The organism is Brevibacterium sp. LS14, from assembly GCF_012027885.1.
GTDB lineage: Bacteria > Actinomycetota > Actinomycetes > Actinomycetales > Brevibacteriaceae > Brevibacterium > Brevibacterium casei.
This window is the reverse complement of sequence record NZ_SJXG01000007.1, coordinates 125452-151259: the sequence shown is the minus strand read 5'-3', so window position 1 is coordinate 151259 and position 25808 is coordinate 125452. Positions and strand designations below refer to the sequence as shown.

Sequence of the window (25808 nt, the reverse complement as noted above, 5' to 3'; positions counted from 1 at the left end):
CACCTGTGCCGGATCTCGGCCCCCACCCGTGTGAGGCCCGCTGCCGCGCCTCACACGAGGTTGCGGGAGATGAGCACGCGCATGATGTCGCTCGTGCCCTCCTCGATCTCCTCGAGCTTGGCATCGCGCATCCACTGCTCGACCGGGTGCTCGCGCGAGTAGCCCCAGCCCCCGAGCGTCTGGACCGCCGCCCACGTGCAGAACATCGCCGTCTCCGAGGCGTTCAGCTTCGCCATCGCCGCCGAGGCGGTCACCCGCTGACGCGGCACCGCGGACCCAGCGTCGATCATCCGCGCCGCATTGAGCACCTGCAGCCACGCCGCGTCGATGCGGGCGGACATATCCGCGAGCCGGAACGCCACCGCCTGATGGTCGATGATCGCCTTGCCGAACTGGGTGCGCTCCCGCGCATAGTCACGCGCGTACTCGTACGCGGCCCGCGCGGTCCCGAGTGCCGCCGCCCCGAGGACGACGCGGGAGATGTCGAAGGTGCGCATGAGCCCGTAGAAGCCCTCTCCCTCCCCGCCGAGGCGGTTGGCCTCGGGAACGAAGGCGTCGGAGAGGAAGATCTCCCGGCAGACGATAGCCCGCTGCCCCATCTTCTTCATGGGCGCCCCGAACTCCATGCCCGGGGTGTCCTTCTCGAGCAGGAACGCGGTGACGCCGCGGGAGCGCTGGGCGGGGTCGGTCTTGGCGAAGACGACGTAGAAGTCGGCGAGGCCGGCATTGGAGATCCATGCCTTCTGCCCGTTGAGGACATAGCCGCCGTCGGCACGGTCGGCGCGGGTGATGATCGACGCCGAGTCCGACCCCGACCCCGGTTCCGTCGTCGCCAGTGCTGTGAATTTCGGGTCGTCGCCGGTCAGCGGCCGCAGCCACGCCTCCTTCTGCTCGGGTGTGCCGAGCGCGAGGATCGGGTCGGCGAAGAAGCCGTTCGAGCATACGAAGTTCCCGATGCCAGGGTCCCCGAAGCACAGCTGCTCCTGGACGAGGCACTGGGTGAAGACGTCGGTGAATCCGCCGCCTCCGTACTCCTCGGGGATCATGAAGTCGGTGATCCCGACCTTCGCAGCAGCCCGGAAGATGCCGACCGGGGACTCGGTGTCGGCCTCGTCGACGGCGCGGGCAGCGGGTCGGATCTCCTCGGCGGCGAAGGACCGGCAGAGGTCGATGACGTCGCGCTGCTCGTCGCTGAGCGGCCAGGGGGTGTAGCTCATGGTTCTCCTTCGTCTCGCCCGGTCGGCGGGCGGTCGATCGTGGGGTCGGGGTCGGCCGGGGTGGGTCGCCTTGGGTCAGGGTCGGTCGTTGCGGGTCAGGGTCAGCCGGTACGGGTCAGGGTCCGAGCATGTCCGCGGCGGCGCGGGAGTCCTCGAACAGGTGGATGAGGGTGGGACCGGGACGCTCGACCGCCTCGGCGAGGGCGGCGGCGAGCTCCTCGGCACTCTCGACGTGGACGCCGTGGGCACCCATCGCCGTCGCGAGCGCCGGGAAGTCGAGGGCGGTGAGGACGACGCCGGACGGGACGTCGCCCCTGTCGGCCATCTCATTGCGGATCTCCCCATAGCCGCCGTTGTCGACGATGACGAGGGTGAGCGAAACCTGCGCCTGGACTGCGGCGGAGAGCTCGGCGATCGTGAACATCGACCCGCCGTCGCCTTCGACGGCGATGACACGCGACTCGGGGGCTGCGATCTTCGCCCCGATCCCCGCGGGCAGCCCGTAGCCGAGGGTGCCGGCACCGGCGGGATAGAGGAAACGGTCGCCGTGTCTGGCCCGCCACCCGGTCTGCACGCCGTAGTAGCAGGCCATCGTCGAATCCGCGGCGATGACCACGGGCGACTCCGAGAGCGCGGTGAATGCGTTGAGCCCCTCGCACAGCGGCGCCCAGGGCGCGCCCTCACAGGCGGCGGCGATCGCCTCGTCCCTGAGTCCGACCCGCCACGACCGTGCTGCGTCCGTCGACCCCGCCTCGCGCACCCTTCCCGCCTGGGCCGTCAGTGCGGCGGTCGCCTCCTTGGCATCGGCGACGATCGGGTGGGTGACGACGGCGTTCCTCAGCATCTGCATCTCGTCGATGTCGATGCGCACGACGGTGCCGGGCAGGGGCAGTGGCTGGGGCCAGAAGTCGCTCGGCGCGAGTTCGGTGCCGATCGCGACGACGGCGTCGGCCTGCCCGAGGATCTCCGGCAGCTCCGGGAGGAACCCGATCGCCCCGAGCACGACCGGATGGTCATCGGCGACGGCGCCCTTCGCGTTCGACGAGAGGACGATCCCCGCCCCGAGCGCCTCGGCGAGGTCGATGACCTCCTCCCCCGCCCCGTGGGCCCCGGCCCCGACGATGAGGAGAGGATGCTGGGAGTCGGCGAGCGCCTCGGCGGCGGACTCGATCGCGGACACGCTCACCTGCGGCAGCGGACGGGTCACGGACGGGTGGAGGACGCCGGGGCCGCTCGCCTCGATGAGGTCGAGGGGGATCTCGATGAACGCCGGCCGCGGCCGTCCCGAGCGCATCACGGTGAGCGCCTGACCGACGGCGAGGGAGACCTCGGGCACGCTCGTCACCCGGTGGCTGTCACCGAGGATCGCCTCGATCGCGAGCGCCTGGTTGCGCACCTCGTGGAGGAGTCCGGTGCCGCGGCCGGGGTGGGTCAGCGGCATGCCGGGGCCGATGAGGAGGACGGGGACGGAGTCGGTGAACGACTGGAGCAGCGCGGTGAGCGCGTTGAGCACGGCTGGGCCCGTGGTGGTGACGACGACCGCGATGTCGCCGGTGGTCCGGGCCGCACCGTCGGCCATGTACCCCGCCCCCTGCTCGTGGCGCGGGGAGACGATGTCGATGCCCTCGGCGCTCAGCTGCGCAAAGACCTCGAGGTTGTGGGTGCCGGGGATGCCGAAGACGCGGGTGACGCCCTCGGCCGCCAGTGCCTTGGCCAGGTGGCCGCCGCCGGTGAGTTCGGTCATGCTCGCATCTCCTCTGAAACGTCGTTCGTGCGGTGGACGGGAGCCGCCGCCGTGGAGGCGGCGTCCTCGCTGCCCGCCTCGGCGTCCTCTCCGGTCGCCTCGGCGTCGTCTCCGGTCGCGGTGAGGACGAGGGCATCGACGGCGATGGCGCCGGATTCGGCGACGCGGACGGGGTTGATCTCGACCTCGGCGATCTCGTTGTTCCCGGCGATGAGCCGGGAGACGGAGACGACGACGTCGACGAGGCTCTCGACGTCGGCCGCCGGCCGGCCCCGCCAGCCCTGGAGCAGGCGGTAGCACGTGAGCTGGGTGAGCATGTCGTGGGCCTCCGCGCGCGAGACCGGGGCGAGCTCGAGCCGGGTGTCGTTGTAGAGCTCGGTCTCCGTGCCGCCGGCCCCGACCATGACGATCGGCCCGAAGTTCTCGTCCTGCCGCCCGCCGACGAGGATCTCGACGACGTGATTGCGTCCGTCCATCTCCTCGACGATGTACTCGCCGGCGCCGAGGCGGGAGACCATGTCCTTGTGCGCTGCCTCGAGTGCGGCGAGATCCCGCAGGCCCAGGGCGATGCCCCCGACCTCGGTCTTGTGCGCAGGCCACCCCGCCTTGAGGACGAACGGCGGGGTGAGCTCGGCGGCACCGACCGCCTCGGCGAGGTCATCACCCTCGGCCACGGTCACGGCACGGGGCACCTCAACACCTGCGGAGATGATCGTCTCGCGCGCCGCCGAGTACCCGCGGCCCCACGGGGTGACGGTGCCCGAGAGCTCGAACGCCTCGGCGATCCGCCCCGCATGGGAGGAGTAGAAGGCGGCGCGGGAGAGCACCCGCATCGTCGTGTCGATCGACCGGTAGCAGGGCACGGCGCGGGCCCACATGTCGGCCACGGCCTGGGAGTCCGCACTCATCGAATGGACGAGCAGCGGCTTGCGGTGCTCCATCGCCGCCCGGCCGAGCTCCTCGACCTCGGCCAGCTCCGCCTCGAGGAGCTCGGGGGTGTTCTCCCCGTAGCACCCGAAGTAGCCGCTGAGGACGACGGCGTCGACGCGCTCGTCGGCGAGGAGTTCGCGCACGACGCGGACGTAGATGCCGAGGTCCGACTCTCCTGCCCCGTCGAGGTCGACGGGGTTCTCGACGTGCCCGGCCTCGGGTAGGAGCGCCTCGACGCGGGCGCGCACGGGCTCGGCTACGGGGTCGACGGTGAGCCCGTGAAGTTCGGCGATGTCCGCGGCGATCGCCCCTTGACCGCCGGAGTCGGAGACGATGCCGACCCGACGCCCGCCGGGCAGCCACGACGAGGCGAAGAAGCCGGCGAGTTCGACGATCTCCGAGGGCGAAGCGAGGCGGATCGCGCCGGCCTTCCGGCACGCGGCGTCGACGGCATCGATCGCCGAGGTGAGCGAGCCCGTGTGCGAGCGCGCGAGTCGCTGTCCCGCATTCGACGCCCCGGTGGTGAGGATCATCGTCGGCTTCCCTGCCGCCCGCAGGCGCTGCATCGCCGCCACGAGGGCCGTGCCCCCGGTGAAGGATTCGAGGTAGAGCGCGACCTGGCTCGTGTCCGGATCGTCGACGAGGGAATCGAGGATCTCTGCGGCGCGGACGTCTGACTGTCCGCCGATCGAAGCGAACCGGGAGATGCCGAGTCCGCTGCGCGCCGAGAGCGTGGCGATCTCCGAACCGAGCTGTCCGCTCTGGGTGACCACGGCGAGCGATCCCGGGGTGAAGTGCCCCCACGCGAGGAGGAGCTCGTTGGCGGAGTCGACGAGCCCGAGCGACCCGGGTCCGATGAGACGGGCGCCGGCCGCGGTGATCGCCTCGGCGAGCTCCTCCGCCTGCGGAACCCGGGTCGAGATGATGAGGAAGGCGCGCACGCCGAGGTCGAGCGCCTCGGTGACGACGCCCGCCACGGCGGTGCCGGGGATGGAGACGACGAGGAGTTCGGGCACTTCGGGCAGGTCGCGCAGTCGTGCCCACGTCCGCTCCCCCTGGATCGAGGTTGCGCGCGCATTGACGAGGAAGACCCGGCGCCGTTCCGCTCCGGTCAGCGCTCCGGCGGCGAGCCAGAACCCCCACTTCGCGGGGTCGTTCGAGGCCCCGAGGACGGCGACGCTGCGCGGATCGAAGAACTCGTCCACGTCGGACCTACCTCCCGCCCGCTGAAGCTGTGACAGCCTCGAGCTCGACGAGGTTCGCGTCGACCTTCCGCTGCGCGGCGGCGCGCGGGCTGATGCCCTCGTCCTTCGCCGTGGAGAGGACCTCGCTCGTCAGCGCCCCGAGGGTGTCGGTGATGATCTCCCGGCTCTGCTCCCAGCTGCCGTCGATGTCGCCGAATGCGACCCACCACCACCACGCGTTGGTCGCGGAGTTCGCGAGGAAGTCGGGAACGACGACCACACCGCGCGCGGCGAGCAGCTCCTCCGCCTCGGGCAGGACGGGCATGTTCGCGGCCTCGACGATGTACTTCGCTGTGATCCGTCCCGCGTTCTCCGGGGTGATCGCATAGCTCACGGCGGCAGGGATGAGGATGTCGGCGTCGGCGGCGAGCCAGTCGTCGCGGTCGCCGACCTGGTCGCCGGGGCGCAGGGCGTCTCGGGAGACCCCGCCGAAGGGGTCCCGGGTCGCGAGCAGGGTCTCGACGTCGAGGCCCTCGGGGTTGGAGACGAAGCCGTCGGCATCGGCGATGCCGACGACCCGGACCCCCGCCTCGGCGAGGAAGCGGGCGGTGGCCCCGCCCATCGACCCGAACCCCTGGATGACCGCGGTCGCCCCCTCCGGGGAGCGTCCGTCGGCCGCAAGTGCGGTGAGCGCCGCGGTGGCGACGCCGAGCCCGCCGACGAGCTCGTCCTGGGGCATGCCGTCGACGACGGTGTCGAATGCGGCGAGCGAGCGCCTGGCGGAGTCCTCGGGATCGTCCATGAGCTTCTCGACGGCGGCGAGTCCGCTGCCGAGGGCCCGGCGCTCGAGGATCTCGTCGATGTCGTCCTGGCGCACCCCGAGGTCCTCACCGAGCGCCCAGTACGCCCGCATGATCGGGTTGACGGCGACGAGGAAGCGCTCGAGGACGTCCGTGGCACCCTCGGCGCGCGGGTCGAAGTCGATGCCGCCCTTCGCGCCCCCAAGCGGGACGTAGCGTCGGCCGGGCACGAGGTGGATCGCCTCCTTGCGGGTCATCCCTTCGGCGAGACCGCGGACCTCCTCGAGGGTGCAGCCCTCCCGCATCCGCAGCCCGCCGGACGCGCTTCCCCGCACGAGCGTGTCGATGACGACGAATCCGTGGGTGCCGGTGACGGGATCCTGCCAGGTGATGTCCAAGAACATGGGGCCTCCGAGTCTTTAACTGAACCGCGGTTCAGTAACGTCTGAGACCCAGTCTGACGCGCCGGAGGACCGTGCGTCAAGAGTGCGGTGGGAGTGATTCCCCGGGTGCTCTGCCGCCCGGTGCCGCGGACGTGGCATCGCGGGCGAGGAGGGTGTCAGCGAACTCCTCGACCCACGCGAGCATCGTCGCCCGCTCCTCCTCTCCCGGGCCGACCATGAGGCGGACGGAGAGGCCGTCGAGGTAGGCGAGCAGCCGGGTCGCCGCGACCGCGGCAGGCTCCCCCGGGTCCTCGCCGTCCAGGGCGAACTCCCCGGTGGCGACGCCGTCGGCGATGACTCTGGCGAAGACGTCCTGCCATTCCCGGTCGAGGACGGTGAGCGTGCTCTGGATCTCCGCATCGAAGAGCGCCGAGGACCACGCGTCCATCCAGATCGTCCACGCCCGCGTCGACCCGCTGGGCAGGTACCACGCGAGGAGGTCGGACAGTCGTGCCGTCGCCGGGGCGTCGGTGTCGACGATCTCGCGGGCGCGGTTGAGGTCGGACTCGCCGGCGTGGGCGAAGGCGGCCGCGACGAGGGCCTCCTTCGTCTGGAAGTGGTAGATGACGAGGCTCGCGCTCAGGCCGAGGCGCCCGGCGACGTCGGCGACGCGCAGCGCACGCAGTCCGGTCGCCTCGATCTCGTCGACGGTCGCCGCGAGGATCTCCTCCCGGCGCACCGATGCCCGCTTCCGGCCCATTGCCATCCCCTCGACGGATCCTTGCCCAGTCCCGGACGCTGCCGTCCGGTAGCGGGGCGGAGTGCCCCATGAGCGTCCATCGTACTCAACGGTCGTTCAGGCGCGGGACGGTCTGCTCAGATCGCGACGTCGGTGGGAGGTCCGACGAGGGAGAGCGCCTTGGGCTGGCCGAGCAGCTGTCCGGCCATGCCGCTCACCTGCTCCGGGGTGACGGAGCGGATGCGCTCGATGAGGTCGAGCGGAGGTTCGATGGGGATCCCGAAGATCTCGGCCCGAGCGAGGCGATTCATCCGCGCCGCCGAGGATTCGAGTCCGAGGACCATCGAGCCCGAGAGCTGGGAGACGATCTCGTCGAGTTCGCTGCGACTCGGCGCGTGCTGCGCGAGACGGTCCCATTCGCTCAGCGCGAGGTCGAGGACGGCCTGCCCGTTCTCGGGGCTGCATCCGGCATAGATCCCGAACGTCCCGGTGTCGGTGAATTGGCTGGCGGTGGTGTTGACCGCGTAGGCCAGCCCCCGCTCCTCGCGGATGCTCTGGAACAGCCGCGACGACATCCCGCCCCCGAGGAGGGTGAGCAGGACCGAATAGACGAACCGGTCCGGGTGGCCCTCGGGCAGCCCCTCGCATCCGAGCAGCATCCCCAGCTGCTCGGTGTCCTTGGCCGTGTGAGAGCGTCCGGTGAGGAAGTCCGGCCGGGTCCGCGCCGAGGCGGCAGCGTGGGGATGTCCGCCCCCGACGGTCCCCGGGGTGAGGATCTGCGCCCCGCCGAGGCGGTCGGTCGTCTCCGCGTCCCGGGCGACGGTCGTGGCGAAGGCCCCGGTCTCGGCCAGCGCCCGCTCGACCATTCCGACGACCTCGGCGTGGTCGGCTCCCCCGGCGGCGGCGATGATGAGCCGGCGGGGCACGTACGTCGACGCGTAGTGGTCGAGGAGGGTGTGGTGTCCGAGGACGCGGATCTGCTCCTTCGTCGCGCCCACCGGGCGGGCGAGGGGGTGGTCGCCGAAGACGAGGGTGTCGAAGTCCTCGAAGAGGACATCGCCGGGATCGTCGGCGGCCATGGCGAGCTCTTCGATGATGACGCCGCGCTCACGCTCGAACTCGGCGCTCTCGAGGGTGGAGTCCGAGACCATGTCGAGCAGGAGCGCGGTGATGTCGGGCAGGTCGGTGACGAGGCACCGCGAGTAGTAGCAGGTGAATTCCTTCGCCGTGATCGCGTTCGAGTCCCCGCCGGTGCGGTCGAAGGCGGCGGCGATGGCCAGGGCGTCCTTCGTCGAGGTGCCTTTGAAGAGCATGTGCTCGAGGAAGTGGGTCGATCCGGCGGTGTCCGCGGATTCGTCGCGGGAGCCCGCTGCGACCCAGATGCCGATGGTCTCCGAGGCGAGACCGGGCATGTGCTCGGTGATGACCGTGAGACCACCGGGGAGGACGGACCGAGCGATCGGTGCGTCCTCCCCGGTGTGGGCAGACTGGGAGATCAGTTCTCCGACTCCTCATCCGATCCCTCGGCGTCCTCGTCCTCACCGTCGACGACGGGAGCGAGCGAGAGCTTGCCGCGGTCGTCGATCTTCGTGATCTCGACCTGGACCTTCTGGCCCACGCCGACGACGTCCTCGACGTCCTCGACGCGCTTGCCGTCGTTGAGCTTGCGCAGCTCGGAGATGTGCAGGAGGCCGTCCTTGCCCGGGGTGAGCGAGACGAATGCGCCGAAGCTCATCGTCTTGACCACGGTGCCGAGGTAGCGTTCGCCGACCTCGGGGACCTGCGGGTTGGCGATCGCGTTGATCATCGACCGGGCCGCCTCGGCGGAGGTGCCGTCGGTCGCGCCGATAAGCACGGTGCCGTCGTCCTCGATGCTGATGTCGGCACCGGTGTCCTCCTGGATCTGGTTGATCATCTTGCCCTTGGGGCCGATGACCTCGCCGATCTTGTCGACCGGGATGTTCACCGAGATGATCCGCGGGGCGGTCGCCGCCATCTCACCCGGGGCGTCGATGGCCTCGGCCATGACGTCGAGGATGACCATGCGGGCCTCGCGGGCCTGCTTGAGGGCGGCAGTGAGCACCGAGGAGGGCAGACCGTCGAGCTTCGTGTCGAGCTGGATCGCGGTGACGAAGTCACGGGTGCCGGCGACCTTGAAGTCCATGTCGCCGAAGGCGTCCTCGGCACCGAGGATGTCGGTGAGTGCCGCGTACGCGGTCTGCTCGCCCTGGTCGGTGGAGATGACGTCGGAGACGAGGCCCATGGCGATGCCGGCGACAGGCGCGCGCAGGGGCACACCGGCCGAGAGCATCGACAGGGTCGAGGCGCAGACCGAGCCCATCGAGGTCGACCCGTTCGAGCCGAGGGCCTCGGAGACCTGACGGATCGCGTACGGGAAGTCCTCACGGGAGGGCAGGACCGGAGCCAGCGCGCGCTCGGCGAGGGCGCCGTGACCGATCTCGCGGCGCTTCGGGCTGCCCACACGGCCGGTCTCACCGGTCGAGTAGGGCGGGAAGTTGTAGTGATGCATGTAGCGCTTCGAGGTCACCGGGGACAGCGAGTCGATCTGCTGCTCGAGCTTGAGCATGTTGAGCGTCGTGATGCCGAGGATCTGGGTCTCACCGCGCTGGAAGAGAGCGGAGCCGTGGACGCGCGGGATGACGTCGACCTCGGCCGAGAGCGGACGGATGTCCTTGAGCCCACGACCGTCGATGCGGATCTGCTCGGTGAGGATGCGCTTGCGCACGATCTGCTTCGTCAGCGCGTTGAGAGCCGCCGCGATCTCCTTCTCACGGCCCTCGAAGCGCTCTCCGAGCTTGTCGAAGAGCTCAGCGAGGAGCTCTTCGCCCGCGGCTTCGCGCTCCTGCTTGTCGGCGATCTGGAAGTTCTCGGTCTGCTTCGCCTCGGCGAGGTCCTTGACGGCCTCGAAGACGTCGTCCTGGTAGTCGCGGAAGACGGGGAACTCGACGGTCGGCTTCGCGGCGAGGTCGGCGAGCTCCTGCTGGGCGCGGCAGAGTTCGGCGATGAAGGGCTTTGCGGCCTCGAGCCCCTCGGCCACGACCTCTTCGGTGGGGGCCTTGGCCCCGGTCTTGACGAGGTCGAGGGCCTGGTCGGTGGCCTCGGCCTCGACCATCATGATGGCGACGTCGTCACCGACCATGCGACCGGCGACGACCATGTCGAAGACGGCGTCGTCGAGCTGCGAGAAGTTCGGGAACGCGACCCACTGGCCGTCGATGAGGGCGATGCGGACACCGCCGATGGGGCCGGAGAACGGCAGACCCGAGAGCTGGGTCGACATCGACGCGGCGTTGATGGCCAGGGCGTCGTAGATGTGGTCGGGGTTGATCGACATCACGGTGACGACGACCTGGACCTCGTTGCGCAGGCCCTTGACGAAGGACGGGCGCAGCGGGCGGTCGATGAGGCGGCACGTGAGGATCGCATCGGTCGAGGGACGGCCCTCGCGGCGGAAGAACGAGCCGGGGATGCGGCCGGCGGCGTACATGCGCTCTTCGACGTCGACGGTGAGCGGGAAGAAGTCGAAGCCCTCGCGGGGGTTCTTACCGGCCGTCGTGGCCGACAGCAGCATGGTGTCGTCGTCGAGATAGGCGACGGCGGAGCCGGCGGCCTGCTTGGCCAGGCGACCGGTCTCGAAGCGGATGGTGTGCGTGCCGAAGCGACCGTTGTCGATCGTTGCGACCGTGGATTCAGGGGTGGTTCCCACGTGATCTCCTTGTTCGGTGCCGAGTCCGGGCGACGGGTGCTCGCCCTGTCGGCGGACAGTGTGGAAGACGCCATGGAATCAGGGCCGGTCATCGATCGGGGCCCACGGAAGGTTCCCTCCGGAGGCCACTACCGAGGACCGAAACGTCCATGGGCGTCCGCCGGTCAGTCTACAGCAGACGCCGATGACGGCCAGTGAGCCTGCTCCCAGGCCCGGAGACGACTCCCAGGCCCGGAGACGACGAACGCCCCGCCGGTGAGGGCGGGGCGTTGGACGAGATCGGATGCGATCAGCGGCGCAGACCGAGGCGCTTGATGAGCGAGCGGTAGCGCTCGATGTCGACCGCCTGCAGGTACTTGAGCAGACGACGGCGCTGGCCGACGAGGAGCAGCAGGCCGCGACGCGAGTGGTGGTCGTGCTTGTGGTCCTTGAAGTGCTCGGTGAGATCGGTGATCCGGCGGGTGAGCAGGGCAACCTGAACCTCGGGAGAACCGGTGTCGCCCTCGTGAGTCGCGTATTCCTTGATGATCTCCTGCTTGGTGGCAGTATCGAGAGCCATGGAGTTCTCCTGACGTATCGTTGCGCGGCGCCGGAACCTGTCTGTTCCAGCCCTATGGGACCGCGGCCGGTGAAAACGGCAGAGATCAGCTTATCAGGTGTGGAGCACCTCGCGCACATCAGCGATGTCCTCGTGCATCTGCGCGATGAGGTCGTCGAGGCCGGAGAAGGCGACCTGACCGCGGATGCGGGCGACGAACTCGAGGACCATGTGCCGGTCGTAGACGTCGAACTCCCCGAACTCCTTGTCGAGCACATAGGCCTCGACCCGACGGTCGCAGCCCTCGAAGGTCGGGTTCGTGCCGACCGAGATCGCGGCGGGGAACGGGTGGTCCTCCCCCTCGAAGCTCGCCCAGCCCGCGTAGACGCCGTCAGCGGGGATGAGGCCCTCGCCGTCGGCGGAGAGGTTCGCCGTCGGGAAGCCGAGATCGCGTCCGCGGGCGTCGCCGTGGACGACGGTGCCCTCGACCCGGTGGTAGCGGCCGAGCTGATCAGCCGCCTCGGCGACATCGCCTGAGATGATCTGGTCACGGATCCGCGACGACGAGTACCGTCCCCCGCGTCCGACCTCGTCGATCGTCACGGTGGTGAACCCGAACTCCTCGCCGAGGCGGCGCAGGGTCTCGATGGTCCCGGCGTTGTCGTGGCCGAAGCGGACGTCGTCGCCGACGACGACGCACCGGCAGTCGAGGCCGTCGACGAAGTAGCGGGAGACGAACTCCTCAGGGGTCTGAGCGGCGAAGTCGAGATCGTAGGGCTGGATGAAGAGGGCGTCGATGCCGGTCTCAGCGATGAGCTGCGACTTCTGGCGCACACTCGTGATCATCTGCGTCGGCGTCTCGGGCTGGTGGACGGTGCGCGGGTGCGGGTCGAAGGTCATCGCGACCGACCGCAGGGAGTGCTCGTCAGCCTCGGCGGCGACGGCGCGCAGCACGGTCTGGTGGCCACGGTGGACGCCGTCGAAGTTGCCCAGGGTGATGACGGTGCCGATGCCGTCCTGCGGGACCTCGTCCAGCCCGTGATAGATCTCCACTCGAGCGCTGCTCCTTCCGTGCACCGACTCAGAGTATCGCAGTGGGATGACGCGTGCGAACCGGTCCTCAGCGGGGCCCTGCATGCGCGCGGAGCGGCCGCAGCGAGTCGGTTTCCGCCCGATCGGTCTGTTCGCAACGCCCCGCGGCGGCTCAGGCGAGGCCGATGGCGAAGGCCGTGCGGGACTTGAGGCTGCCGTCTGCGCGGACCTCGGCGACGGAGACGAGTTCGCCGTCACTGGTCACGGCGACGTCGCTGCCGTCGACCCCGGTCGTCGTCCACGGTCCGGCCAGGGACTTGCCCTGCATGAGGTCCCTCGCCCCGGCCGCATCGACGGTCACGGTCGGGAGCAGCTGGGAGGCCGCCTCGGCGAGCGGGATGAGCGGCGGGGCGGGGGTGTCGAGGTCGTCGGGGATCGTCACGGCGCCCTGGAGATCGAAGGGCCCGACCCGAGTGCGGCGCAGTGCCGTGAGATGACCGTGGACCCCGAGGCCCGCACCGAGGTCGCGGGCAAGGGCCCGGATGTACGTTCCCGAGGAGCAGTCGACGACGACGTCGAGGTCGATGTGTCCGCCACCGGCACTGTCCCGCCGGGTCTCGAGGACGTCGAACTGCGTCACCTCGACTCGGCGGGGTTCGAGGACGACGTCCTCGCCCGCCCTCACGCGCGCATACGAGCGCTTGCCGTCGACCTTGATCGCCGAGACGGCGCTCGGGACCTGGTCGATGGGCCCGCGCAGGGCGGTGACCCCGGAGGCGATGTCGGCGTCCGTGACCGCAGCCAGGCGCGCGGGGTCCGCGAAGACGTCCGGTTCGGAGTCGGCGTCGTCGGTCGGGGTGCCGGCGCCGAGGCGGATCGTCGCTGCGTAGGTCTTCGACACCCCGGTGATGTGGCCGAGCAGCTTCGTTCCCCGACCGAGGCCGAGGACGAGGACGCCGGTGGCCATGGGGTCGAGGGTGCCGGCGTGGCCGACCTTGCGGGTGCCGTACCAGCGGCGGATGCGGGAGACGACGGCGTGGGAGGACAGCCCCTGCGGTTTGTCGCAGACGAGGATGCCCTGCGGGGAAGTCTCGCTCACCTGGTCAGTTGAACGAGGCGTGGACGTGGTCCATGTGGTTCTGCGTCGCCGAACCGCGGTCCTCCATCGACTTCCAGCCGCGGCCGGGCATCCAGATGCGCTTCTCGAAGATGACGTACTTGACGTTGAGCGCCTTCGCATTCTTGATGAGGTACTCGGAGATGCGGTCGCCGGTCGAGCCGGCGATCATGATGTCGACGGCTTCGCCGGTGTTGTGGTCCGAGCCGGTGCCGGGGCGACGGCCGCCGAAGGTCTTGACCTCGGGGAACTTCGCGCACACGGCACGGTAGCCGTTGACGGCGTTGGGCAGGAGACCCGACTCGATCGAGGACGAGACCTTGCACGGCGGCGTCTCGACGCCCGACGGGGTGCTGCCGCCGCCCTTCGACTCCGACTTCTCCTCGCCCTTCGAGCCCGACGCGCTCTTCGAGGCCTGCGCGCTCGACTCCTGGGTCGGCTTCGGCTTCGGGGTCTTGACGTTGAGGGTGGTCTTCGAGGAGGTCTTGTTCTTGTACTTCGGGTCCTTCTTGACCTCTTCGATGTACTCCTTGCCGGCCTTCTCGCGCTGTGCGTCGATCTCCTCCTGGCTCACGCCGGTGGAGGCGGGCGCCTCCTGCTGCTGCGAGGTGCTCGCGGCCTCGGTCGTCACTTCCCCGGTCTGCGGGGGTCCCATGACGACGCTCGAACCGACGACGGCGGCCGTCGCGGCGGCCGGCACGGCGATCGCTGCGACGACGGGCCGCTGCTTGACCGTGGCGAGCACGGACGTGGCCGTCGAGGGGGCCTCAGCCGAGTGCCGACCGGTCGAGCGCTTGGCCGCGGGAGCGAGGTCCCGGATCAGTTGCTTGGCGAAGCCGGGCTTTGGTGAAGAGTGCTTACCCAATGCAGAAATCCCTTAACAGAGTCGTAATCAGATCGTTACCCGAAAAAGTCTAGGGCATCGCGGAAAGATAACAAAACTGTTACGCAGGATTTTTCTGCCCATCGTGAGCAAGGTCGCTTCCGCTCCCCCACCCGGGTACCGCCTCGGCGAGGGTGCGGCACACGGGTCGGCGCCGGGACCGCCCGCCCTCACCTCGGCGGATGTCTCAGGACTCGTCGGACTCGACCTCGGACCGCTTGTACGGGTCGGCGTCGCCGGCGGGCTTCGCATCCTTCTTGAGATCGGCGATGCGCGCGTCGTCGGCGGCCGCTCGGGCGAGGAGGTTGTCGAGGCGCAGCGCCTCCTCGGGGACGGCGTCGGCGATGAACTCGAGGCTCGGGGTCAGCCGGATCGTCAGACCCTTGCCGACCTCGGAGCGGATGAAGCCCTTCGCGGATTCGAGCGCCTTGGCCGTCGACTCGAGGTCGGCGCCGTCACCGTAGACGGTGTAGAAGATCGTCGCGTGCTGGAGGTCGCCGGTGACGCGGACATCGGTGACGGTGACGAAGCCGAGCCGGGGGTCCTTGAGCCTGCGTTCGATCGTGCTCGCGACGATGACCTTGATCTGGTCGGCGATCTTGCGTGCGCGGGTTGCGTCTGCCATGTGGTGTCCTTTGTCGTGGCCGGTCGGGTGCCGGTGAGTGCTGGGAAGAAGTCTATAAGGAGCGAAGCGGCCGGTGCGTGATCGCACCGGCCGCTTGGCCAATCAGCTCACGAGAGCGTCAGTCGCGCGGCTTCTCGCGCATCTCGAAGGTCTCGATGATGTCGCCGACCTTGAGGTCGTTGAAGCTGCCGAGTCCGATGCCGCACTCGTAGCCTTCGCGGACCTCGGTCGCATCGTCCTTGAACCGCCGCAGCGATTCGACCTTGAGGTTGTCGCCGATGACCACGCCGTCGCGGGTGACCCGCGCCGCCGAGTTCCTCGTGATGACCCCGTCGCGGACGATCGAACCGGCGATGTTGCCGAACTTCGAGGACCGGAAGACCTCGCGGATCTCCGCCGAGCCCGTCTGGACCTCTTCGAACTCGGGCTTGAGCATGCCCTTGAGCGAGTTCTCGATGTCGTCGATCGCCTGGTAGATGACCGAGTAGTAGCGCACGTCGACGCCTTCGCGGTCGGCCAGGTCGCGGGCCTTGGCCTCGGGTCGGACGTTGAAGCCGATGACGATCGCGTTGTCGACGGTGGCGAGGTTGATGTCGTTCTCCGTGATCGCACCGACGCCGCGGTGGATGATCCGGAGGTCGACCTCGTCGCCGACGTCGATCTTGAGCAGCGAGTCCTCGAGCGCTTCGACGGCACCGGAGACATCGCCCTTGAGGATGAGGTTGAGCATGTCGACCTTGCCCTCGGCGAGTGCCTTGGTGAAGTCCTCGAGGCTGATCCGCTTGCGGCCGCGGGCCTGGGCGGCGTTGCGCTCGATGGCGTCGCGCTTCTCCGCGATCTGGCGTGCGGTGCGGTCGTCATCGGTGGAGATGAACGAGTCGCCGGCGCGCGGGACCGAGGAGAGTCCGAGCACCTGGACGGGACGCGAGGGTCCCGCCTCGGAGACGGAGTTGCCGTTCTCGTCGAACATCGCACGCACACGGCCGAACGCGGTGCCGCAGACGATCGCATCGCCCTGGCGCAGCGTGCCCGACTCGACGAGGACGGTCGCGACGGCGCCGCGGCCCTTGTCGAGCTTCGCTTCGATCGCGATGCCGCGGGCTGCCTTGTTCGGGTTCGCCCGCAGGTCGAGCGCGGCGTCCGTGGTGAGCAGGACCGACTCGAGGAGCTCGTCGATGCCCTCGCGCTTGAGCGCGGAGATCGGGACGAACATCGTGTCGCCGCCGTACTCCTCGGCCACGAGGTTGTACTCGGTGAGCTGCTGCATCACCTTGGCCGGGTTGGCGCCGTCCTTGTCGATCTTGTTCACCGCCACGACGATCGGCACATCCGCCGCCTGAGCGTGGTTGAGCGCTTCGATCGTCTGCGGCATCACACCGTCGTCGGCGGCGACCACGAGGATCGCGAGGTCCGTCGACTTCGCACCGCGGGCACGCATGGCGGTGAACGCCTCGTGACCCGGGGTGTCGAGGAAGGTGATGCGACGCTCGGAGCCCTCGTGCTCGACCTCGACCTGGTAGGCACCGATGTGCTGGGTGATGCCGCCGGCCTCACGGGCGACGACGTTGGCCGAGCGGATCGCGTCGAGCAGCTTCGTCTTACCGTGGTCGACGTGACCCATGACGGTGACGACCGGCGGGCGGGCGACGAGATCGTCGTCGTCCTCCTCGGCGGCTTCCGCATCGAGGTCGATGTCGAAGGTCTCGAGCAGCTCACGGTCCTCGTCCTCGGGTGAGACGATCTCGATCTTGTAGCCGAGCTCCTCACCGAGCACCTGGAAGGTGTCCTCGTCGAGGGACTGGGTGATCGTCGCCATCTCGCCGAGGTGGAAGAGCACCGTGACGAGGTTCGTCGGGTCGGTGTTGATCTTCTCGGCGAAGTCGGCCAGCGACGAGCCGCGGCGCAGGCGCAGCGGCGTCTCGCCGTCGCCGCGCGGAACCGTGACACCGCCGATCGACGGTGCCTGCATCTGCTCGAGCTCGGCGCGCTTGGCCCGCTTCGACTTCCGGCCCTTCTGGCGGGGACCGCCGCCGCGGCCGAACGCACCCTGGGTGCTGCCGCGACCGCGACCCGAACCGCGACCGCCGCCCGGGCCTCCGCCCGGTCCGCGACGTCCTGCCGGAGCGCCGCCGGGTGCGCCGGCGGGACCGCCGGGTCCACCGGCGGGAGCGTTGCCGCGGCCGCCTCCGCGTCCTCGGCCCGGAGCGGGCTTGTTGAGCGCGGAGTTCTTCATCATCGACGGGTTGGGGCGGGGGGCGCCGGGCCGAGGACCGGCTGCGCCTGCCTCACCGCTGGGGCGCGGAGGACGCTGGCCGGGCTTGGGCATGCCCTGCGAGTTCGCGAACGGGTTGTTGCCGGGACGCGCACCGCCCTGACCGCCCTGGCGGCCGCCGGGCTTCGGGGCACCTGAGCGTCCACCGGGCTTCGGCATGCCCTGCGAGGGAGCGAAGGGGTTGTTGCCGGGACGAGCGCTGCCCGCACCGCCCTGACGACCGCCGGGCTTCGGGGCACCGGGCTTGGCCGCACCCGGCTTCGGGGCTGCTGCGGGCTTCGGAGCCGCCGGACGTGCCGGGGCTTCGTCAGCCGCCGGGGCGGGCGCCTCGGCCGCAGGCTTCGCGGCAGGCTTGGGTGCCGACTTCGCCGCCGGCTTGGCAGCGGACTCGGACTTCGCCGCCGGCTTGGCGCCGGGCTTCGCTGCCGGCTTGGCAGCCGGAGCGCCGGGCTTGGCCGCGGCCTTTCCGGGCTTCGCAGCCGGCTTCTTGGTCGAATCGCCTCCGGCCTTGCCGCCGGCAGGCGCGGAATCGGCGAATGCCTCCTTCACCCGTCGCACGACGGGGGCTTCGAGCGTCGAGGAGGCGGACGAAACGAATTCGCCCATGTCCTTGAGTTTCTCGAGGACGATCTTGCTGGTTGTGCCGAGCTCTTTCGCGAGCTCATGGACACGGGGCTTTGCCACAGTTCTCCTGTCCGGGTTCCTTCCCGGTCAGGAAGAAACCTCATCAATGAAGAGCAGGTCTCATTACACTGCTCTCTCGAATTCCGGTGAGGGTGTCATCGCACGACACTCACTACTTGTCATCCATTCTTGGCTCACCCGTTCTGTCTGGGTTCGGTGTCCAGCTCCGGAAGGTCCGAAGCGGTGATCTTCGTCCGAAAGGCTCGGGCGAAAGGAGCGGATGTCCGCGCCTTCTCGAGGCACTTCGCATCCGGGTGCATCCAGGCCCCTCGTCCCGGCAGTGTCTTCGACACGTCGGGGACGATGGCCGGCCGCTCGTCGGGGCGATGCACGAAGCGCATGAGCTCGTCCCGATCCGCTGTCTGCCTGCAGGCGATGCACGTCCGTTGGGGTGCACTGCCAGCATTCACAGTCAACAATTCTACAGCACTTCCATTCCCGGTTCCGCCACCGGCGAACGTGGTCGGGATCACGCCGAGGCGTTCGGGCGCCTTGTCGGGACCGCAGCACGCCTCGCCGAGGCGGTCGCCCTCAGTCCTCGGCGACGATGTCGATCTTCCAGCCGGTGAGCTTCGCGGCCAGGCGCGCGTTCTGGCCCTCCTTGCCGATCGCGAGCGAGAGCTGGTCGCGCGGGACCACGGCCCGGGACTCCTGGCTGCCGGCGTCGAGGATGTCGACGCGGGTGGCCTTCGCCGGGGAGAGGGCGTGGGCGACGAACTTCGCCGGGTCGTCGCTGTAGTCGACGATGTCGATCTTCTCCTGCCCGAGCTCGTTCATCACCGCGCGCACACGGGAGCCGAGTTCGCCGATGCACGAGCCCTTGGCGTTGACCCCGGGTTTCGTCGCACGGACCGCGAGCTTCGTGCGGTGGCCCGCCTCTCGGGCGAGGGAGACGATCTCGACGGTGCCGTCGGCGATCTCGGGCGCCTCAAGGGCGAAGAGCCGGCGGACGAGGTTCGGGTGGGTGCGTGAGACGGTCACCGAGGTGCCCTTGGGTCCCTTGTGGACGTCGGCGATGTAGACCCGCAGCCGGGTGCCGTGCTTGTACTCCTCGCCGGGCACCTGCTCGTGCGGGGGCAGCACCGCTTCGACCTCGCCGAGGTCGACCTGGACCATCTGCGGGTCCCGACCCTGCTGGATGGTGCCGGAGACGATCTCTCCCTCCCGCCCCTTGAAGGAGCCGAGCAGGGTTTCGTCCTCGACATCGCGCAGACGCTGGTGGATGACCTGGCGCGCGGTCTGCGCGGCGATGCGTCCGAAGCCTGAGGGGGTGTCGTCGAATTCGCCGATGGGATTGTCGTCGTTGTCGAATTCGACCGCCCAGATGCGCACCTCTCCGGTGGACTTGTCGAGTTCGGCACGGGCATCGGGCCACGCGCCCTCGGTCTTCTGGTAGGCAAGGAAGAGCGCCTGCTCGATGAGTTCGATCAGAGTGTCGAACGGAATCTCGCGCTCACGTTCGATGACGCGCAGAACATCGAGATCGATATCCATGGCCCTTATCCTCTCCGGCCCCAGGCGGTGCGGTCGTGCCGCTGACCGCCTGACGCATTGAATTGTCGGTGTTCACTTATCAGGCGAACCAGTGTATCGCAGTTGCCCTCACCGGAACTTCAGCTCCACCTGGGCCTTGACGATGTCGCTGAGGCCGACCGACCGCTTCTCCCGCCGGGCGGGGTCGGTGCCGCTGATCGCGTCGTCGGCGACCTCCTCGAGGTCGAGCTTGAAGCTCTCCTTCTTCGTGCTCACCTCGAGCCGGCGCCCGAGCGCCCGCCGGAAGTGACGCGGCTGTTCGAGCTTCCGGGTCGCTCCGGGGCTCGTCACCTCGAGCTGGTAGGGCTTGTCGCGGAAGACCTCCACGGAGTCGAGGGCATCGCCGACGATGCGCGTGGACTCAGCGATCTTGTCCATCGACATCGGCTCCGCGGTCGACTCGTCGAGGTCGACGACGACCGTGAGCGTGCGCCGCTGTCCCGCGGCGACGGCCTTGACGGTCTCGAGGTGGAACCCGGCCTCGGCCAGGGGCTCCCTCAGCAGCGCCTCGATACGTGCGACGTCCTCGTCCATGCTCTCTCCGTTCCTCTCGTGACGACTGCTGACCACACCGATCGGGAGCCGTCCCACCCTCGTTTCCGAGGGCCGCCGAGCCGGTCCCGTCACCGGTGCATCCCACCCTATGCGAGACCCCGGGCGAAGGTTAAGCATCCGCTACGATTGCCCTATGCGTTCTCCCCTCACCCGTCGTTCCGTCCTCATCGTCGGCGCGGCGGGGGCAGGGCTCGGCCTCCTCTCCGGGTGCGGACTGCGCCTCGACACTCCCCCGGAGATCCCGACGCTCGATGCCTCCCAGGAGCTGCGCAACCGCATCGCCCGGATCCTCGCCGAGGCGTCGGTGACCGACGGCGATCCCGAGACCGCCGGTGAGGACCTGCAGAAGCTCCGGGACGCGATCGGTCCCGTCTGGGCCCCGCCGAGCGAGCTCGCGACCGAACCTCCCCCCACGGAGCAGCCCCGTTCCTACCTCGATGCCGCCCAGGCGGTGTCCACGGCCGTCTTCGACGCCGTCTCCCAGCTCGGCTCGGGTCTCATCCCCGTCCTCACCGACGTCGCCACCGGGTGCGCGCTCACCGCGGGAACGGTGCGCGCTGAGATCCGCGAGGGTGCCGAGCAACGCCTCCGTGAGGCCTTCGCCGGTGCCGCCGACGATGCCCGAGCCACCCCCGCCGAGGCGGCCCCGGATTCCTCACCCGGTCAGGACGGCGGGGCGAAGGACTGGAACACGATCCTCGATCAGGCCCGCGCCGCCGCGTACGGCTACGAGCGCCTCGCCGTGCACTTCGATCGGAAGTCCCGAGAGCGGCAGAGCGCCCTCGACCGGCTCGAATCGCTCGGATCGCTGGTCGGAGAGATGCTCGAGAACCTCGGTGAGAAGGCGGCCGGCCCCGACGCCCCGGCCTGGAAGCTCGATCCGAGCCCGACGGATGCGGAGTCGGCCGCGCAGCTCGCCCTCTCCCTCGAGGACGCGGTCGCCGCCTCGCTGCTGCCGTGGCTGCGCACCGATCCGGCCGCGGCCCTGCGGGTGTGGGAGTCGGCGCGGGCCAGGGAGGCCTTCGCCGCACCGCAGCCGCTGCGCTACACCTATGACGCCGGGCCGGAGTCGCCGAAGGCCGGGACGTGAGGGTCCCGCCCGTCCTCTACCGGTCGACGCGCGACATCATCGGCACCGCGCGCACCGACGCCTGGGTCGCAGCCCTCGACTTCATGGCCCATGAGCTGGGTGAGCGGTGGAATCTGCGCTTCGACGAGGTCCCCGGCGCCCCCTGGGCCGGATGCGAGAGTCTCGTCATCCCCGTCCTCACCCAGGAGAACTACCAAGGCGTGCTTCGGTTCGCGGCCCCCACCTCGGCGCATACGGCCGCGCACGCGCAGGCGCTGCGGGCGCTGAAGATGTGGAACGGGCACGGAGCGGTGCGGGTGATCCGCGACGACCGCAGCTTCCGGGTCACCCTGCAGGAGCGGCTGCGGACGAAGGCGAACCTCTCCGTGCTCCCCCTCGCCGAGGTGCCGCCGGTGTGGGGTGCGCTGCAGAAGTCCCTCGAGATCCCCGCCGGGCCCGACTTCATGCGCGTCCAGGACATGGCCGCGGGCTGGCTGTCGACGTTCGAGGCCGATGCGACGCTGCTGAGCGGATGGTCGCAGACCGTGCGCGAGGACGCCCACGTCCTCGCGCATGCCCGCACCTGGATGCACACGCTGGCGACCTCGGAGGAGAACTGGCTCATCCACGCCGACCTCCACTACTACAACATCCTTGCCGGCAACCCCGACGCCTCGGGCGTCTCGACGTGGAAGGCGATCGACCCGCAGCCGCTGTCGGGGCCGACGGCGTACACGATCGCCCCCGTCCTGTGGAATCGGCTGACGGAGATCCCCTCCCGCATCCCCCGGGAGCAGGCGGCCTGGCTGCGCGGCTTCGCCGCCGACCTCGCCTACCACGCCGGCATCGATCCGCAGTACGGCATCGGTGCGGCGGTCGCCCGTGAGGTGACGAACATGTTCTGGTACCTCCGCTCTGCCCGGAACGGAACCCCGGAGTCCCTCGCCGACGCCGCGCGCTCCCTGTGGGTGGCCAGAGCGCTCACCGGTGCCGACGTCCTCGGCGTCGACGCGCACGCCCTCAAGGCCATCGGGTAGGCGCTTCAGCGGGTGGGCGCGCGGCGGCCCGACGAGGGGCGCGGTGACCAGCGCCCGGGCCGCCTGAGGCCCCGCTCCCCTACCGGATGAGGTCGGAGACGACGTCGTAGCCGAGCTTGAGGATCATCGCCGAGACCACGACGACGAAGACGATGCGCACGAAGCCCGAGCCCTTCGCGATCGCGGTGCGCGCCCCGATGATCCCGCCGACGACGTTGCCGGCGGCGACGACGAGGCCGAGCAGCCAGACGACCTGGCCGTCGGGGACGAAGTAGACGAGTGCCCCGAAATTCGTCGCCCAGTTGACGACCTTCGCCGTCGCCGAGGCCTGGAGGAACGAGAAGCCGATGATCGAGACGAAGGCGATGACGAGGAAGGACCCGGTGCCGGGGCCGAGCACTCCGTCGTAGACGCCGATGATGAGCCCGATGAGCCACGACAGCGCGTGATGGCGCTTCGAGGTCTCCCCGTAGCGGAGACTGACATCGGCGCCGAGGCTGGGGTTGAGCAGGGTGAACAGCCCCACCCCGATGAGGGCTGCGAGGATGCTCGGGGTGAAGAGACCTGCGGGGACGAGGGTCGCGAGCTTGGCCCCGAGGACGGCGCCGAGGAAGGCCGTGGCCGCGGCGGGGATCGTCGCGGACCGGTCAGGGGTGATCCGTCTGAGGTACGTCACCGCCGAGGCGGTCGTCCCCGCGATCGACCCGACCTTGTTCGTCGCGACCGCCTGGACCGGGGTCATTCCCGGGACGAGGAGGAGCGCGGGGAGCTGGATGAGTCCCCCACCGCCGACGACGGCGTCGATCCACCCGGCCAGGGCTCCCGCGGCGAGCAGCCACAGGAGCATGACGAGGGTGACGTCGATGCCGCCGGTGAGGACCTCGCTCATCGGCGCCCGGTCACGCCTTCGGTGCGGACTCGGCCTCGGCGCTCGCGGCGGCGGCCTCGGCGTCGTCGATCGCGGCCTCGATCGAGTCCTCGACGACGGCGGCGTCGCCGGCGGCGGCAGCCCGGGCGTAGGCGGCACGGACGTTCGCCACGGTGGTGGGGACCACCTCGGCGAGGGGAAGCTCACGCTTGTCGTCGGCGAAGCGGTCACGGACCTCGACGACCCCGTCGGCCAGTCCCCGGCCGACGACGATGAGCGTGGGGATGCCGATGAGCTCGGCGTCGGCGAACTTGAACCCGGGCGAGACCTTCGTGCGGTCGTCGAGGAGGACGCTGACCCCCTCGGCCTCGAGCTCGGCGGTGAGCGCCTCAGCCGCCTCGGCGATGTCCTCACCCTTGCCGGCGGCGATGATGTGGACGTCGGCCGGGGCCAGGTGCTGGGGCCAGAGGAGGCCCGCCTCGGTGTGGTACTCCTCGGCGATGCACGCCATGACCCGGGTGACGCCGAGGCCGTAGGAGCCCATCGTCACGGTCGCGGTCTTCCCGTTCTGGTCGAGGACGGTGAGGTCGAGGGCTTCGGCGTAGCGGCGGCCGAGCTTGAAGATCTGGCCGATCTCGACGCCGCGGGCGAGTTCGAGCGGTCCGGAGCCGTCGGGGGCGGGGTCGCCGATGACGACCTCGGCGGCCTCGATCGTGCCGTCGGCGACGAAGTCACGGCCGGCGACGAGGTCGAAGACGTGCTTGCCGTGCTCGTTGGCCCCGGTGATCCACCGGGTGCCGGGGACGATGCGGGGGTCGAGGAAGTACCGCAGCTTCGTCGAGCCCTCGAGGCCGAGGACCGGGTGCTCGAGGTCGAGGCCGGGGCCGATGTAGCCCTTGACGAGCTCGGGGTGCATCGCGAGGTCCTCCGCGGTGGCGGCCTCGAGGTCGACCTCGCCGGTGCTGAGCATCCCGGTTCCGGCGGCGCGGTCGAGGTCGACCTCGCGGTCGCCGGGCAGGCCGATGACGATGACCTCGCGGGTGCCGTCGGGGTGGGTGAGCGCGCAGACGACGTTCTTCAGCGTGTCCGCGGCGGTCCACTCGCGGTCCTCGCGGGGGTGGTCGGCGTTGGCGGCGGCGACGAGGGTCTCGATCGTCGGGGTGTCCGGGGTGTCCTCGACATGGGCGGCGGGGATGCCGTCGAACGGGATCGGATCGGGGACGATCGAGGTCACGGCCTCGACGTTGGCGGCGTACCCGCCGGCCGAGCGGACGAAGGTGTCCTCGCCGACTTCGGAGGGGTAGATGAATTCCTCGGTGCCCGATCCGCCCATCGCACCCGGGGTCGCCTTGACCGGCAGGCAGGGCAGGCCGAGGCGGGCGAAGGCGCGGAGGTAGGCGACCCGCATCGCCTCGTAGGAGGCGTCGAGTCCGGCGTCGTCGATGTCGAAGGAGTACGCGTCCTTCATGATGAACTCGCGCCCGCGGAGGAGACCGGCGCGGGGGCGGGCCTCGTCGCGGTACTTCGTCTGGATCTGGTAGAGCGAGAGCGGAAGGTCCTTGTAGGAGGAGTAGAGGTCCTTGACGAGGAGGGTGAAGAACTCCTCGTGCGTGGGCGCGAGGATGTAGTCGTTCTTCTTCCGGTCCTGGAGGCTGAAGAGGTCGGGACCGAAGGCCTCCCAGCGCCCGGACTGCTTGTACACCTCGGCGGGCAGGAGGGAGGGGAAGTGGACTTCCTGCGACCCGGCGCGGGCCATCTCCTCGCGCACGATCGCCTCGATCTTCCCGAGCACGGCGAGTCCGAGCGGCAGCCACGTGTAGATGCCGGGGGCCGAACGGCGGATGTAGCCGGCGCGGTGGAGGAGCTTGTGGCTGGCGACTTCGGCGCCGACCGGGTCTTCCTTCTGGGTCCGGACGAACAGCGACGACATGCGCAGGGCCATGGGCGTATCTCCTTGGGCGACTCGGGTGACAGATCGAAGACTATCCGCCCGCGTGCGCGTGCGTCCATTCGCCTGGCCGTCCCCGTCCGGCGGTGCGAGTCCGACAGGTGAGCTGGACCGTTTTCTCCGGTGGATCGGGAGCCAACTAGACTGGTCAGCGCTGTCGATTCCGTTGACCCGATCGTGAAGAGCATGCCTGACACCACCCAGCTGTCCCAGTTCCCCCGGCCCTCGGTCGCCGTCGACACTGCCGTCCTCTGCCCCGTGCCCGACCGTGGGCTCCACGTGCTCCTCACCCTCTCCCGCGACGGACGCTGGCAGCTTCCCGGGTCGATCCTCCGACCGCAGGAGCGTCTCGCCGAGGCGGTCGCCCGGTGCCTGCGGGAGAAGGCTCAGCTCGTCGACCGCTCCCCCGTCCAGCTCCACGTCTTCGACCAGCCCGACCGCGACGATCGGGGCTGGGTGATCTCCGTGGCCCACCTCGACGTCCTCTCGGCCGCCGATGTCGGACTCGGTGAGAGCGCCGACGACGGGAGCGTCGCCGGTGGGGACGAGGGCGTGCCCCGCAAACTCGTGCCCGTGCACACGGTCGCCGAGCTCAGCGACGAGCACCAGGAGATCGTCCGCGTCGCCGTCCACCGGCTCCGCGCCCTCCACGAGCGCACACCCGACCCCTTCGGGCTGCTGCCCGAGGAGTTCTCGCTGCGTCAGCTGCGCAGCCTCCACGAGGTCGTCGCCGGCGAGGAGCTGCAGGCCGATACGTTCCGCCGCACGATGCTGCCGCTGCTCGACGCCACCGGCCGCGCGGTCACCCAGGGGCGGGGCCGGCCGGCGCAGACGTTCACGAGGCGCTCGGAGATCGCCCTGCGGCAGGACTCCAGGGGCGGTCTCGACGGGCCGGGAGTCGGCATCCATGCGCAGTGAGGGCG

At 69.9% G+C, this 25808-nt stretch carries 21 protein-coding genes; 3 read left to right on the top strand and 18 right to left on the bottom strand.

Annotation, left to right across the window (positions count from 1 at the left end; translation table 11 throughout):
- Nucleotides 1-50: 50 nt before the first annotated feature.
- From EZE58_RS00730 to EZE58_RS00655, 16 genes are all read right to left on the bottom strand, one after another.
- On the bottom strand, nt 51-1217 hold the full coding sequence (locus tag EZE58_RS00730; protein WP_063249012.1) for an acyl-CoA dehydrogenase family protein: 1167 nt from the start codon (nt 1215-1217) through the stop codon (nt 51-53).
- A 115-nt stretch (nt 1218-1332) separates the two neighbouring features.
- The gene (locus EZE58_RS00725) at nt 1333-2961 is read right to left on the bottom strand and encodes a thiamine pyrophosphate-dependent enzyme (RefSeq protein WP_167559580.1); all 1629 of its coding nucleotides are present in this window, start codon (nt 2959-2961) and stop codon (nt 1333-1335) included.
- Complete coding sequence (locus EZE58_RS00720) at nt 2958-5096, bottom strand: acetate--CoA ligase family protein (protein ID WP_167559578.1); 2139 nt, start codon at nt 5094-5096, stop codon at nt 2958-2960. The genes EZE58_RS00725 and EZE58_RS00720 overlap by 4 nt, the downstream gene beginning before the upstream one ends.
- 7 nt (nt 5097-5103) lie before the next feature.
- Nucleotides 5104-6279 carry a Glu/Leu/Phe/Val dehydrogenase dimerization domain-containing protein gene (locus tag EZE58_RS00715; RefSeq protein ID WP_140955764.1) on the bottom strand — a complete coding sequence of 392 codons (1176 nt, stop codon included), beginning with the start codon at nt 6277-6279 and terminating at the stop codon, nt 5104-5106.
- 76 nt (nt 6280-6355) lie between these two features.
- A complete protein-coding gene (locus tag EZE58_RS00710; protein ID WP_227007248.1) occupies nt 6356-7024 on the bottom strand; it encodes a TetR/AcrR family transcriptional regulator in 669 nt (222 codons plus the stop codon).
- 110 nt (nt 7025-7134) lie between these two features.
- Entirely contained in the window at nt 7135-8421 is a 1287-nt protein-coding gene (locus EZE58_RS00705; protein WP_255249004.1) for a pitrilysin family protein, read from the bottom strand.
- A 71-nt stretch (nt 8422-8492) separates the two neighbouring features.
- Complete coding sequence (locus EZE58_RS00700; protein WP_144588282.1) at nt 8493-10724, bottom strand: polyribonucleotide nucleotidyltransferase; 2232 nt, start codon at nt 10722-10724, stop codon at nt 8493-8495.
- A gap of 289 nt (nt 10725-11013) precedes the next feature.
- Entirely contained in the window at nt 11014-11283 is a 270-nt protein-coding gene (rpsO, locus tag EZE58_RS00695; protein ID WP_009378450.1) for a 30S ribosomal protein S15, read from the bottom strand.
- A gap of 93 nt (nt 11284-11376) precedes the next feature.
- Nucleotides 11377-12315, bottom strand: coding sequence for a bifunctional riboflavin kinase/FAD synthetase (locus EZE58_RS00690; RefSeq protein ID WP_063249018.1), 939 nt, complete (start codon nt 12313-12315; stop codon nt 11377-11379).
- A 151-nt stretch (nt 12316-12466) separates the two neighbouring features.
- Nucleotides 12467-13393, bottom strand: coding sequence for a tRNA pseudouridine(55) synthase TruB (gene truB, locus EZE58_RS00685; protein ID WP_063249019.1), 927 nt, complete (start codon nt 13391-13393; stop codon nt 12467-12469).
- A 4-nt stretch (nt 13394-13397) separates the two neighbouring features.
- Nucleotides 13398-14276: a hypothetical protein gene (locus tag EZE58_RS00680; protein WP_009378447.1), complete on the bottom strand. Its 879-nt coding sequence runs from the start codon at nt 14274-14276 to the stop codon at nt 13398-13400.
- A 205-nt stretch (nt 14277-14481) separates the two neighbouring features.
- Nucleotides 14482-14919, bottom strand: coding sequence for a 30S ribosome-binding factor RbfA (rbfA, locus tag EZE58_RS00675; protein WP_009378445.1), 438 nt, complete (start codon nt 14917-14919; stop codon nt 14482-14484).
- A gap of 118 nt (nt 14920-15037) precedes the next feature.
- Entirely contained in the window at nt 15038-17875 is a 2838-nt protein-coding gene (infB, locus tag EZE58_RS00670) for a translation initiation factor IF-2 (protein WP_167559576.1), read from the bottom strand.
- Between the two features lie 134 nt (nt 17876-18009).
- On the bottom strand, nt 18010-18285 hold the full coding sequence (locus EZE58_RS00665; RefSeq protein ID WP_095376484.1) for a YlxR family protein: 276 nt from the start codon (nt 18283-18285) through the stop codon (nt 18010-18012).
- A gap of 121 nt (nt 18286-18406) precedes the next feature.
- Entirely contained in the window at nt 18407-19369 is a 963-nt protein-coding gene (nusA, locus tag EZE58_RS00660; protein WP_009378438.1) for a transcription termination factor NusA, read from the bottom strand.
- A 108-nt stretch (nt 19370-19477) separates the two neighbouring features.
- On the bottom strand, nt 19478-19942 hold the full coding sequence (locus tag EZE58_RS00655; RefSeq protein ID WP_167559574.1) for a ribosome assembly cofactor RimP: 465 nt from the start codon (nt 19940-19942) through the stop codon (nt 19478-19480).
- A 154-nt stretch (nt 19943-20096) separates the two neighbouring features.
- Between EZE58_RS00655 and EZE58_RS00650 the strand changes: the two genes are divergently transcribed.
- Nucleotides 20097-21053, top strand: a complete 957-nt coding sequence (locus tag EZE58_RS00650; RefSeq protein ID WP_009378430.1) for a hypothetical protein — start codon at nt 20097-20099, stop codon at nt 21051-21053.
- Entirely contained in the window at nt 21050-22069 is a 1020-nt protein-coding gene (locus EZE58_RS00645; protein ID WP_119296456.1) for an aminoglycoside phosphotransferase family protein, read from the top strand. Before EZE58_RS00650 ends, EZE58_RS00645 begins: the two co-directional genes overlap by 4 nt.
- Before the next feature lie 79 nt (nt 22070-22148).
- On the opposite strand, the gene EZE58_RS00640 is transcribed toward EZE58_RS00645, so the two are convergent.
- The gene (locus EZE58_RS00640; protein ID WP_167559572.1) at nt 22149-22958 is read right to left on the bottom strand and encodes a TSUP family transporter; all 810 of its coding nucleotides are present in this window, start codon (nt 22956-22958) and stop codon (nt 22149-22151) included.
- Between the two features lie 10 nt (nt 22959-22968).
- A complete protein-coding gene (locus tag EZE58_RS00635; RefSeq protein WP_167559570.1) occupies nt 22969-24879 on the bottom strand; it encodes a proline--tRNA ligase in 1911 nt (636 codons plus the stop codon).
- A gap of 192 nt (nt 24880-25071) precedes the next feature.
- Between EZE58_RS00635 and EZE58_RS00630 the strand changes: the two genes are divergently transcribed.
- Complete coding sequence (locus tag EZE58_RS00630) at nt 25072-25803, top strand: NUDIX hydrolase (protein ID WP_051995550.1); 732 nt, start codon at nt 25072-25074, stop codon at nt 25801-25803.
- Nucleotides 25804-25808 lie beyond the last annotated feature (5 nt).